Below are 12,969 nucleotides of genomic sequence, written 5' to 3'. Positions count from 1 at the left end.
CCTTTCTGAGAAAATCACTTACTTTTTTACGTTTTTTTGTAATTTATACAATGCATTCATGGCTTCTAAAGGAGTCATTTCAAATAGATTCAACTCTTTTAAATCATCAATTACTTTTTCATTGGATTCAGGTATAACTTCTCTCTTTGCTGATTTCTTTTCTTCTACGAAAAATGATAACTGTCCAGACTCTATTTTCCCTGTAATTGGTTTGGGCTTATCATTGCTTTCTAATTCCTCTAAAATCGAACTTGCCCGTTCAATTAAAGGCTCCGGAAGATCTGCTAATTTAGCTACATGAATTCCGTAGCTTTCATCTGCTGCCCCATCTTTAATTTGATGCAAAAAAACGACACTTCCTTCATGTTCTTCAGCACGTACATGAATATTCTTCAAATTTGATAAGGATTCTTCCAAAGTTGTTAATTCGTGATAATGGGTTGAAAAAAGCGTCTTAGCTTGGATATTATTATGAATATATTCAACAATTGATTGTGCTAATGCCATTCCATCATATGTACTTGTCCCTCGACCGATCTCATCTAGTAGAATTAAACTTCTGTCGGTCGCATTGGCAATCGCATGATTCGCTTCAAGCATTTCTACCATAAACGTACTCTGGCCAGATACAAGATCATCAGCAGCCCCAATTCTTGTAAAAATTTGATCGAATATAATTAACTCGGCTTCGTCACTCGGAACAAAACATCCAATTTGCCCCATAATTACTGTTAATGCCAATTGACGCATATAGGTGCTTTTTCCCGACATATTGGGTCCGGTTATTAATAATATATTTTTGTTATCATTCAATGAAATATCATTAGGAACAAATGAACCTTCTTTCATAACCTGTTCAATCACAGGGTGTCGACCACTCGTTATTGTTAGATGATTCTTCCCAAATTGAGGCCGCTTATAATTATTTGCTTCACTCACTGTTGCAAAGGCCTGCAGTACATCAATCGTACTAACCATATCCGCCAAATATTGTAACCGTGGTATATCTTCTTTGATTTGTTCACGAATTTCGATAAATAGATTGTACTCCAGTTCTACACTTTGTTCCTCGGCATCTAATATTAGTTGCTCTTTCTCTTTTAACTCTGGTGTTATATAACGTTCAGCATTCGTTAGTGTCTGTTTCCTCTCATATCTTCCTTCTGGTAATAGATGTAAATTCGCTTTTGTCACTTCAATATAGTACCCAAATACTCGATTATAACCAATTTTAAGAGATTTAATTTGTGTTTCCTGCTTCTCCTTTTGCTCCAGTTGGGCAATCCAGTTTTTTCCGTTTCTAGAAGCATATCGATAGGTATCAAGCTGCTCGTTGTATCCATCTTTAATAAGTGATCCTTCCTTAACGGATATTGGCGGGTTATCTACTAAACTTGAATGTAATAAATCTACTAAATGTTCAGGATAAACCAGGTTATCAGCTACTGCTTTAATCTCTTCATGAGGAAACTGATCCAGGGTTGATTTTAGCTCAGGAATCTTCTGTAGTGACTGTTTTAATTGAATAAGATCGCGAGCATTCACATTACCAAAAGCAATACGTCCAGCAAGACGCTCTAGGTCATAAACTGATTTTAAGATATCACGTAATGTATCACGTTCCATAAAGCCCTGATAAAAACCTTCTACAATTTCAAGCCTTTCTTCAATATGCTTCTGATTTAATAAAGGCCGCTCCAACCATTTTTTTAGCATTCGTGAGCCCATAGCCGTTACTGATCTATCAAGAACCCATAATAAACTACCATGCTTTCCTTTTTTTAAAATCGTTTCTGTTAATTCAAGATTACGTTTTGAATACATATCAAGTGACATATAATGATCTAGTTCAATCACCTCCACCTGTTGTAGATGATCAAGCGAACGCTTCTGCGTATGTTGAATATAATTCAATAGTCTACTAAAAGCTTTCATTAACCGTTCATCATTTAAATTTTCACTAAGCATACGAAATTCAGCATTGAACTTAACGTCATCCTGATAAGATAATGTAACCTGCAACCGATCACGTAACTGTTCTTTTAAATCCTCTGGTAAATTGGAGGAAATGACAATTTCACTAACCGGTTGATTATATAATTCATGAATAACGGCATTCCAACCATTTGTAATAAGCGCAATCCGATTTTCGCCTGTAGACAAATCATTATATACAATGACATATGACCCATCGCTAAAATGCGACAGGCTGACAATGTAATTATTCTCACCTTCATTTAACATTTTACTTTCCATTACAGTTCCTGGTGTGACAAGTTGTACAACTTCTCTTTTCACAACGCCTTTTGATGTTTTTGGATCTTCCACTTGTTCGCATACAGCTACCTTATAGCCTTTTTCGATTAAAATTTGTATATAGTTTTCCGCTGCATGATAGGGTACCCCGCACATAGGAATAGGTTCCTTTTGACCTGGATCACGTTTCGTCAGTGTTATTTCCAATTCTCTGGCAGCACTTATTGCGTCATCAAAAAACATCTCATAAAAGTCACCTAATCGATAAAATAAAAAGGCGTCCGGATGTTCTGCTTTTATTTTTAAATATTGTTCCATCATTGGTGTGTGTTTTGCCATCATCTATCCTCCAAAACCGATATATACTTCTACTACTATAACACATTGTTAGCAGGTTAATCGAGATGTTGATGTTAGACGACAGAAAAATTACGAGGAAGATTATCCCTCGTAATTCAGCTAATCCTTTTCATTTAGGAAATCAGGATCTACGTCACCCAACTCTTCATCGGTTAATTCAAAATCCCACCCATCATCATCGTCATCGTGTTTATCCCATTTTGGATCCACTCTTACATTAATCTTGGTTTCACCAATGACTTGCACTACAAATTCTCTCTCAATCTCAACAGAAATCTTTTGCCCTTTACTACCAATTTTGCATTCCAGGCAATTTGGTTGTTGGATCACCTTAGCAATAACATCGTATTCATCATTGATGCTGTTATCATCTTTAACAGAAAGTGGAATAATATCAGAGTAAGTTACCCTCTCTGTCACCACCTCTGTCTTTGTATTATCATTATACGAATACCAAATATTTATGTCATAGCTACCATTAATTTCTACCGTATCCTCTGATTTTTTCTTGGCATTATATAAATGATTAATCACCCAGCACCCCAAAATACTTGTCGGGCGATGTGATGGTGCGATGGAATGAGTAGCTTGCGTAAACTTGCGCCCCTTGCCACAGACAGCTTTTGTAATGATTTCTCTATACTCTTTATCAAGAAAAGTCATAATTACTTTTACCTCCTCTTTTTCATTGTCATTTTATGCAAGACAAATACCTAAAGTGCATAGCTATTTCTTAAATACAAGAAAAGATAAAATTATGAAGCAAAAATAAAGAAACAGACAGGTGTTTTTCCTCCTGTCTGTTTCTTTATTTAGCTGCAGCCTCCTGGACTGTTACTTACTTTAGAACCAGTTTCTCCTGCTAAAATATCGCCACCAGTTGATTCAATTACATTATTGGTAACTTCTCTGGCAATCGTTCCCGATACTAGCTGCAGGACATCATTTACAACAATTTGCGTTTCTTTAAATTCCTGAACAACTGGAATTTCATCAATTTCTTCTTGTAACCTGTCAATTTCAGCCTCTACTTTCTTGAGTGCTTCCGTTTTTTCATATGCTTGAAAATTAACCGCTTGTTTTTGTAGTGTTTTTATTTTTTTAATTAATTGCTGCACTTTTTTATTATCATTGATTTTTGCTTCCACTTGTTTAAATCGATCAATTTCTTCTGTACTAGCAAGCATTTCTGCTAATTTTTTAGCTTCGTCTAATACTTGAGCTCTTGTATATTTAACCATCTTTAATTCACCTCTACTGTGTTTTCAACCATTTTACCATTCAATGACCATGTTCTGGTTTCTGTAATTTCGATATCAACAATTTTACCAATTGATGATTTTGGGCCTTTGAAGTTTACCAGTTTATTCTTTTCTGTATAACCAGCTAGAACATCTGGGTCTTTTTTACTTTCGCCATCAACAAGCACCTGAACAACTTCATTTTCATATTCTTTCATTGACGCCGCGGCTTGCTTGTTTACAAGATCATTCAAACGATATAAGCGCTGTTTCTTGACCTCTTCAGGCACATCATCTTTTTTACGTGCGGCTGGTGTGCCGTCACGCGGTGAATAAATGAATGTAAATGCAGCTTCAAAGCCAACCTCTTCCACCAATGTCATTGTTTCTTCAAATTGTTCTTCTGTTTCATTTGGAAACCCTACAATAATATCTGTAGTAAGCGTTGCATTTGGTATAGCTTCACGTATTTTACGAACTAACTCTAAATACTCTTCTCGCGTGTATTTTCGATTCATTTTCTTTAAAACTTCACTACTCCCAGATTGAACTGGCAAGTGAATATGATCTAGGAGATTTCCGCCCTGAGCTAAAACCTCGATTAAACGATCATCAAAGTCTCTTGGATGTGATGTTGTGAAACGCACACGTGGTATATCGATTTTATGAATATCATCCATCAATTCACCAAGGCCATAAGTCATATCCTCAAAATCTTTTCCGTATGCATTAACATTTTGTCCAAGTAATGTAACTTCCTGATACCCTTGAGCAGCTAAATGACGCACCTCTTGAATGATATCTTCAGGTAGCCGACTACGCTCCTTGCCGCGGGTCATTGGGACAATACAATAGGTGCAGAACTTATCACAGCCGTACATGATATTAACCCATGCTTTAATTTTTCCTTTACGTTGCTTTGGAAGATTTTCAATAATGTCTCCCTCTTTAGACCACACTTCAACTATTTTCTCTTTGCCAAACATTGCTTCTTTCACCAATTGCGGTAAGCGGTGAATATTATGTGTTCCAAAAATCAAATCAACGTGCTGGTGCTTTTGCAAAATCCTATTTACTACGGATTCTTCTTGGGACATACACCCACAGACACCTAAGATTAAATCCGGATTCTCTAGTTTAAGTGGCTTTAAGTGCCCAATTTCACCGAAGACCTTGTTTTCAGCATTTTCCCGAATCGCACAAGTGTTTAATAGTATAATATCCGCTTCATTTGTGTCTGAAGTTGTTTCATAACCCATTTCAGTTAAAATTCCAGCCATTACTTCTGTGTCATGTTCATTCATTTGACACCCATATGTACGAATTAAGAATTTTTTTCCTTCTCCTATGTTTTGCATATCTTCAGGGATACCGAAATCATAATGAACATTCACTTGATCTCGCCCACGTTTACGAGCTTTATTTAAATTAGGAGGTTCATATGTTGTCTCGAAATATTTTGCAAAATCATCACTTGTTTTGTCATGCAGGGGTTTGTGTTGATCTGTTCTTACATCTGTAACATCTACCTGCTTTATTTGCGATTGTTGTTTTCGCTGTTCTTCATTCATAATGAATCTCCTTTCATTATAGATCTGTGTATAAATCTGTATTGTTTCAGTATAAAGGCTATATGTAAATTAAACAATACATCCTATATTGAGCGCAAACAAAACATCTTCATATTTAAAGAACTGTCATGAAAACGTCATATTTAAGTAAGGTATAGAAAAGGCATAGGATAGGTGCGAAATGCATTAGCAACAATAAGATCTTCAGCCCTCTAAGTTGCGCGCAATGTATTTCCTGCAGCGATAGGTTACGATTAGCCGCGTTCTATAGACCTTAATCAAAAACAGTCAAAATAAAAAATAGTGCTACGCATATACGCAACACTACTTATTACTATTTTTAGGATTACCTTGGCTCTACAATTAACTTAATTGCTGTTCTTTCTTCATCATCAATCATAATATCCGTAAATGCCGGTATACAAATTAAATCTACTCCACTCGGGGCCACAAACCCTCTCGCTATAGCTACCGCTTTAACGGATTGATTTAATGCACCAGCACCGATTGCCTGCATCTCCGCTGAGCCTTTTTCACGTAATACATTCGCAAGTGCACCTGCTACTGAATTTGGACTTGATTTTGCTGAAACTTTTAATACGTCCATTACTAGTACCTCCCTCATTCACTATTGTAGTTCTATTGCTACTATATTCCTGGAGATGTTAGCTTATTCCCTATTATGCATCAATAATTTGAAAGTTTCAATTAATCAACCGAAGAATGGGTGATCATCGTTAATTAAAATTCGCTCTACCTTCGTCGCTTTTCCATTGGAATTGTCAACTGTAACCATAAAACCATTTAATTGTGTTCTACCCTTTTTTGTAATTTCAAAACGTACTGGTAGTGACGTCAAAAATCGTTTCATCACTGCATCTTTATCTACACCCAATATCCCATCATAAGGACCTGTCATCCCCACATCTGATATATATGCAGTCCCTTGTGGTAAAATGCGTTCATCCGCTGTTTGTGTATGTGTATGCGTACCAACCACAGCGCTTACTCTACCATCTAAATACCAACCCATAGCTTGTTTTTCACTGGTCGCTTCCCCATGAAAATCTACAAAAATGATAGTTGTTCGTTTTTTGGCTTCATCAATTAATTCATCAGCTTTGCGAAACGGATCATCAATAGGAGGCAGAAATGTACGTCCCTGCAGATTAATAACTGCTATTTCTATTCCGTTAAAATTCACAAATACCAAACCTTTCCCAGGTGTACCTTCTGGAAAGTTTGCTGGTCGAATCATATATTTTGCATCATCAATAAATTCGAAAATCTCTTTCTTATCCCATGTATGGTTTCCCATTGTAATAACTTGGGCTCCCCATTCTAAAAATTGTTTATAAATTTTTTCATTAATTCCATTTCCTGAGGCTGCATTTTCTCCATTTATAATGGTCATATTCGGTTTGTATTTTTCTTTTAGTTTAGGTAAATATTCTTGTACCGCATCCCTGCCTGGGGAACCTACTACGTCTCCAATAAATAAAATCTTCATCGTATAAATTCTCCTATCTTCATTAATAGAATCAGTTTTTCATAATGCTTATGCATTGTTTAGAAAAACTTGGCATTAGCCAGCCTTTAGGCCTTTGTTACACAAAGTTTTAGCTTTTCTATCTGCCAAAATATCAAAACTTCCTAAAAATAAAAGCGGTCATATGACCGCTTTTATTTCGCATATTCAACTGATCTTGTTTCTCTAATAACAGTTACTTTTATATGACCTGGATAATCAAGTTCCCCTTCAATTTGTTTTCGAATATCTCGGGCAATACTTACGGATTCAATATCATCGATTTCATCAGGTTTAACCATAATACGAATTTCTCTTCCGGCCTGAATTGCAAATGATTTCTCTACACCTGCAAAAGACTCCGAAATTTCTTCAAGCTTTTCCAAACGCTTCACATAGTTTTCTAATGTTTCACTTCTTGCACCAGGACGTGCGGCAGATAAAGCGTCTGCAGCAGCTACTAATACCGAAATGACGGAAGTTGCTTCTTCATCACCGTGGTGAGAAGCAATCGAATTAATGACTACTTCATGCTCTTTGTACTTGACTCCTAGCTCTTTACCAATTTCAACGTGACTACCTTCCACTTCATGATCGATTGCTTTTCCAATGTCATGAAGTAAACCAGCTCTTCTTGCTAACGTTACATCTTCACCTAATTCAGCAGCCAGTAAACCAGAGAGGTAAGCAACCTCTGTTGAGTGCTTCAAGACATTTTGACCATAACTTGTACGATATTTTAAACGACCGAGTATTTTTATTAGATCTGGATGCAGTCCATGTATACCAACCTCAAATGTTGTTTCTTCTCCAATTTCTCGTATATATTCATCAACTTCACGTCTGGCTTTATCCACCATTTCTTCAATTCTTGCTGGATGAATTCTGCCATCTTGTACCAGTTTTTCTAACGCCATACGAGCTGTTTCTCGACGTATTGGATCAAAACCGGATAAAATCACCGCTTCTGGTGTATCATCAATAATTAAATCAATACCAGTTAATGTTTCTAGTGTTCGTATATTACGACCTTCACGACCGATGATACGACCTTTCATTTCATCATTAGGAAGGTTTACAACAGATACTGTAGTTTCAGCAACGTGATCCGCAGCACAACGCTGTAAAGCTAATGAAAGAATATTTTTCGCCTTTTTATCAGCTTCTTCCTTCGCACGGTTTTCAGCTTCTTTTACCATTAATGCTGATTCATGTGTAACCTCTTTTTCAATTCGTTCTAAAATAATCTGTTTTGCTTGGTCAGTTGTATATCCCGAAATGCGCTCAAGCTCAGTTTGCTGCTCCTGTTTCGTAGCTTCCACTTTGCTTTCCATTTCTTCAATTTGTTGTTGTTTTTCTGTAAGTGATTGTTCTTTTTCCTCTAACAAGAGTTCACGCTTGTCCAGTGTTTCACTTTTTCTGTCCAGATTTTCTTCTTTCTGCATCAGACGATTTTCTTGCTTTTGTACTTCTGAACGTCTTTCACGTAATTCTTCTTCTGACTGTTGGCGAAGCTTATGATTCTCATCTTTCGCCTCAAGAAGCGCCTCTTTTTTAGCGGCATCCGCATTTCGATGTGCTTCATCAACTATCTGTTTTGCTAAAAATTCTGCACTGGAAATCTTAGCTTCAGCAATAGATTTACGAATCAGATAACCAACAACAATACCGACGATTAGGATTAGAGCAAGCAAAATGGAGATGATTAAAGGATTGTCCACGATTTTCACCTCCTATTGCTATAAAATTTTACGTACCATTCATTATTGTCGGCATGTACCATGTTCAATGCATAAATAATAATATATCTTATAATGGAAATTATAAATATACATCTTAATTTTAATTGTCTATATGTTTAATGTCAAGGAAACGTCACAACTAATCATGTAGGGGATTAGTTAAAATCAAATGATCCCCTACTAAATATCGGTAGGGGATCACTGGTAATGAACTATATAAACCTATTTTACATCTGTACTTTCTTTTTCTAATTCTTTTTCTGGTTCTTTGTCTGGTTCTTCTTGCGTTTCATCCAAATTATGATGTTTACGAATAGATTCATGGATTTCTGCCATCATATCTTTATTTTCTTGTAAAAATTGTTTAGCATTTTCACGACCTTGACCGAGTCTTTCTCCATTATATGAATACCATGCACCACTTTTTTGAACGATTTCCAGATCGGATCCAATATCGATAATTTCACCTTCTTTTGAAATTCCTTCCCCATACATGATATCGACCTCTGCTTGCTTAAATGGTGCTGCTACTTTATTTTTAACTACTTTAATTCTAGCTTTATTTCCCATTATATCGTTACCTTGCTTCAACGTTTCCGCACGACGTACTTCTAAGCGGACAGAAGAGTAGAATTTAAGGGCTCGTCCACCTGGAGTTGTTTCTGGATTACCAAACATCACACCAACTTTTTCACGAATTTGGTTGATGAACACAGCAGTCGTATTCGATTTATTAATTGATCCAGATAGTTTTCTTAATGCTTGGGACATAAGACGAGCCTGCAGCCCAACGTGAGCGTCACCCATATCACCTTCAATTTCTGCTTTAGGCACTAAAGCTGCAACTGAATCAACCACAACAATATCTACTGCCCCACTTCGCACAAGTGCTTCCGCAATCTCTAACGCTTGCTCACCAGTATCAGGCTGTGATAAAAGTAATTCTTCAATATCCACGCCTAACGCCCTTGCATATGTCGGATCAAGCGCATGTTCTGCATCAATAAATGCAGCTTGTCCACCTTTTCGCTGTGCTTCTGCAATTGCATGTAACGCCACCGTTGTTTTACCAGATGATTCTGGTCCGTATATTTCTACGACTCTTCCTCGTGGGTATCCACCTATTCCCAGTGCTACATCTAGTGCTAGTGATCCACTTGGAATTGTTGCTATTTTTTGGACTTCCTGATCTCCTAATTTCATGATAGACCCTTTACCAAATTGTTTCTCTATTTGTTTTAACGCCATATCTAGAGCCTGTTGTTTTTTATCGCTCACCGTATTTGCCTCCTTTAATTATCTACTTACATCATACATTGTTTTTTAAGATTTGCCAAGAAAAATCGAATAAACGTTCTCTGGTTTTCGCCATGTTTTCCCCTCAAAAATAGATAAATAGAATAGGTTCCTATCGTAAAACATCAATTTCTATTAAAATAAGCTTCTATTTTAGCCTTTTAAATGTTTGAAAAGAATTTCTAAACTTTTTAAAGTCGTTCGACGTCTAATCGAGTTGCGATTACCTTGAAAGTTAAACTTTTCAACAAATTTTTCTCCAGTATCATCGCAAATTGCAATATAAACCAGCCCTGCAGACTTCCCTTCTACTTCATCTGGGCCCGCTACTCCAGTACAACTAATTCCTATAGAAGCATTCAACTTTTCACGTACATTTTCAGCCATCACCAAAGCACATTCCTCGCTAATTGTTCCTTTATTTTGTATAAGCTCTTTGGAAACACCTAGAAGATCCTGTTTTACTGTTGTGTCATAACAAACAATACCACCATGACAAACAGAAGAAGCGCCTTCCACTGAAATGAGCTTATCTGTTAACATACCACCTGTTAGACTTTCAGCAACAGCAATATGCTTATTTTCCTTTTTCAGTAATGCAACTATCTGGCTTTCAATGGTTTGATCATCCACTCCATAGAAATAAGAACCAACCTTTGCTAATATCTCCTGTTTCGTACCTTTAAGTAATTCATCTACTTTTTCCTTTGAACGATCTTTTGCTGTAAGACGAATAACAACACTATCATCCTGAGCTAATGGGGCAATAGTTGGGTTGCTTTGAGCTTGAATAATATCACTTAATTCATGCTCTAGGGAGGACTCACCTATACCGGTGAATTTTAAAATAGTTGATTTAATAATTTCTTCATTTCCAGTTAGTTTTTGAAGATAAGGAATGACATCACTTTTTACAAGTTGTTTCATCTCCCTTGGAACACCGGGTAAGAAAATCCATGTTTTTTGTTCATATTTGACAATCATTCCAGGGGCCATTCCAACTGTATTATCGAGTACCTCGGAACCTTTAAAAACACGTGCTTGTCTTCGATTATTTGGTGTCATCGTAGATTTTTGCTTTTCAAAGAACGCTTCTATTTTATTCATTGAAGGTGTGTGCTCCATAATTTCTAAATCACTTATTTGCTGGAATGCTTCACGTGTTAAGTCGTCTTCTGTAGGGCCTAGACCACCTGTAACTATAATAATATCCGCACGACTTTGTGCCTCGGAAAAGGCATCCTCCACCCGGTATAGATTATCACCGACCACTGTATGATTATAAACATTAATTCCATATCGAGCGAGCTGTTGTGATAACCATTGTGCATTGGTATTCGCGATTTGTCCCAACAGCAATTCAGTACCAACTGCAATAAACTCTGCTTTAACATTCTTCATTATTTAGACTCCTTCATAACATGCCAATTCTTAACGAAATAATCACAACCAGAATATACCGTGAAAAATAAAGCTACATAAAGCATAATCGTAGCAAACGGAAATCCTATATCGGAAAAAGGAAAATTATGAAGCAGCAGGGCTGCAACTGCAACAATTTGAGTGACTGTTTTTAATTTACCCATACTACTTGCTGCTAGTACTATACCTTCACCTGCCGCTACTAACCGGATTCCTGTTACGGCAAACTCTCTACTTATAATTAATATAACAACCCATGCCGGCGCTAATCCCATTTCTACTAATAAAATCAAGGCTGCCGATACAAGCAGTTTATCTGCAAGTGGATCGAGAAACTTACCTAAATTAGTTACAAGGTTATACCTCCTGGCATAGTACCCATCTACCCAATCCGTAGCTGCAGCGAAAATGAACAGTAAAGCCGCTACAAAATGAGAAACAGGTAATTGTGTATCCCCTATATTCCACTGACCCCAATCAAAAGGCACACTTAATAAAACAATAAATACGGGAATTAAAAAAATACGTGACAAGGTAATCTTATTTGGTATATTCATGACGTCATATCCTCCTATTTCCTATCTTCCAAGGTATAAAACCCTTCCACCATACATGTAGGGAAGGGTTTATAAGCATTATTCGGTTTCGCTGTTGATGTCTACCCATATTCTTTGATGATCTCGATCATCAGGATCAACCGCATATTCTAATTCAACATCGTTCATCATAATTTGAATATTTGGTGTATAGCCAATATTAAACTCAATTCTATCTTCACCCGTTAGGTCTAATTCTAAAGGTGAATCTTCCTCCGTTAACGTATCTGTATACAAAACTTCTTCATTTTCATTTGTTATGCTCACCCATGAGCTTCCATCTGCTTCCATAACTAGTGAGAGCTCTTCGCCCACGTTATTTAATTCAAAAGTAGATACAGGTACTGTTCCACTACCTTCCTCCGTCAAATTAAATTCAGCTTGAGGCTGTTCTTCCTCCTCCTCTTCTGACGGCGTATCTTCTATGTCCTCTGATGCTTCATTTGACTCATCATCTTCTTCTGTTCCATTCTCGTCATCAGGGTTCGTTATAATAACTTCATTATCATTTTGTTCCCCTTGCGTTATGCTCTCATCCTCATCAGAGGACGCTTGTTGATAGAAAAAAAATGCTGCCAAAATGATACCGATTACTAATATTACGACGATTATTGTGGGCATAAGTGAGAATATAGCTGGGTTCTTTTCTGTATTGTTTTCTTTTCGCGTCCGTTGTATTCGTGTATACTGCACATCTTTTTCATTTTCCGTTTTGGGAATATCTTCCTTATATTCTTCTAAAACATCATTTGGATCTATACCAACAGCGTTAGCATATTCCTTGATAAAGGCTCTAGCATAAAACTTCCCTGGAAGTATATCAAAATTGCCTTCTTCTATAGCAGCTAAATATCTTTTTTGTATTTTTGTCGATTCCTGTAAACTATCCAATGATATGTTTTTTGCTTCTCTAGCCTCACGTAGCCTTTCTCCTAATTCCATATATAACACCGCCTA

At 36.7% G+C, this 12,969-nt stretch carries 11 protein-coding genes; all 11 read right to left on the bottom strand.

Annotation, left to right across the window (positions count from 1 at the left end):
- Nucleotides 1-18: 18 nt before the first annotated feature.
- Complete coding sequence (gene mutS / locus OLD84_RS09415; RefSeq protein ID WP_209461537.1) at nucleotides 19-2,595, bottom strand: DNA mismatch repair protein MutS; 2,577 nt, start codon at nucleotides 2,593-2,595, stop codon at nucleotides 19-21.
- A 120-nt stretch (nucleotides 2,596-2,715) separates the two neighbouring features.
- Entirely contained in the window at nucleotides 2,716-3,279 is a 564-nt protein-coding gene (locus tag OLD84_RS09410) for an outer spore coat protein CotE (protein ID WP_209461268.1), read from the bottom strand.
- A 149-nt stretch (nucleotides 3,280-3,428) separates the two neighbouring features.
- A complete protein-coding gene (locus OLD84_RS09405; protein WP_209461269.1) occupies nucleotides 3,429-3,857 on the bottom strand; it encodes a YlbF/YmcA family competence regulator in 429 nt (142 codons plus the stop codon).
- 2 nt (nucleotides 3,858-3,859) lie between these two features.
- Nucleotides 3,860-5,428 carry a tRNA (N6-isopentenyl adenosine(37)-C2)-methylthiotransferase MiaB gene (gene miaB / locus OLD84_RS09400; protein ID WP_209461270.1) on the bottom strand — a complete coding sequence of 523 codons (1,569 nt, stop codon included), beginning with the start codon at nucleotides 5,426-5,428 and terminating at the stop codon, nucleotides 3,860-3,862.
- A 346-nt stretch (nucleotides 5,429-5,774) separates the two neighbouring features.
- Nucleotides 5,775-6,035, bottom strand: a complete 261-nt coding sequence (locus tag OLD84_RS09395; protein ID WP_209461271.1) for a stage V sporulation protein S — start codon at nucleotides 6,033-6,035, stop codon at nucleotides 5,775-5,777.
- Between the two features lie 105 nt (nucleotides 6,036-6,140).
- Nucleotides 6,141-6,938 (bottom strand): TIGR00282 family metallophosphoesterase, encoded by a 798-nt coding sequence (locus OLD84_RS09390; RefSeq protein ID WP_209461272.1) that lies wholly within the window; start codon nucleotides 6,936-6,938, stop codon nucleotides 6,141-6,143.
- 173 nt (nucleotides 6,939-7,111) lie between these two features.
- Complete coding sequence (gene rny / locus OLD84_RS09385; protein WP_209461273.1) at nucleotides 7,112-8,677, bottom strand: ribonuclease Y; 1,566 nt, start codon at nucleotides 8,675-8,677, stop codon at nucleotides 7,112-7,114.
- 243 nt (nucleotides 8,678-8,920) lie between these two features.
- On the bottom strand, nucleotides 8,921-9,976 hold the full coding sequence (gene recA / locus OLD84_RS09380; protein ID WP_209461274.1) for a recombinase RecA: 1,056 nt from the start codon (nucleotides 9,974-9,976) through the stop codon (nucleotides 8,921-8,923).
- A gap of 171 nt (nucleotides 9,977-10,147) precedes the next feature.
- A complete protein-coding gene (locus OLD84_RS09375) occupies nucleotides 10,148-11,395 on the bottom strand; it encodes a competence/damage-inducible protein A (RefSeq protein WP_209461275.1) in 1,248 nt (415 codons plus the stop codon).
- The gene (gene pgsA, locus OLD84_RS09370) at nucleotides 11,395-11,973 is read right to left on the bottom strand and encodes a CDP-diacylglycerol--glycerol-3-phosphate 3-phosphatidyltransferase (protein WP_209461276.1); all 579 of its coding nucleotides are present in this window, start codon (nucleotides 11,971-11,973) and stop codon (nucleotides 11,395-11,397) included. Before pgsA ends, OLD84_RS09375 begins: the two co-directional genes overlap by 1 nt.
- A gap of 78 nt (nucleotides 11,974-12,051) precedes the next feature.
- A complete protein-coding gene (locus tag OLD84_RS09365) occupies nucleotides 12,052-12,954 on the bottom strand; it encodes a helix-turn-helix domain-containing protein (protein ID WP_209461277.1) in 903 nt (300 codons plus the stop codon).
- Between the last annotated feature and the right edge of the window lie 15 nt (nucleotides 12,955-12,969).

Source organism: Virgibacillus natechei (genome assembly GCF_026013645.1).
Classification (GTDB): domain Bacteria; phylum Bacillota; class Bacilli; order Bacillales; family Amphibacillaceae; genus Virgibacillus_L; species Virgibacillus_L natechei.
Note: the sequence above shows the minus strand (reverse complement) of the source record. Positions and strands in the feature narration are given on the sequence as shown.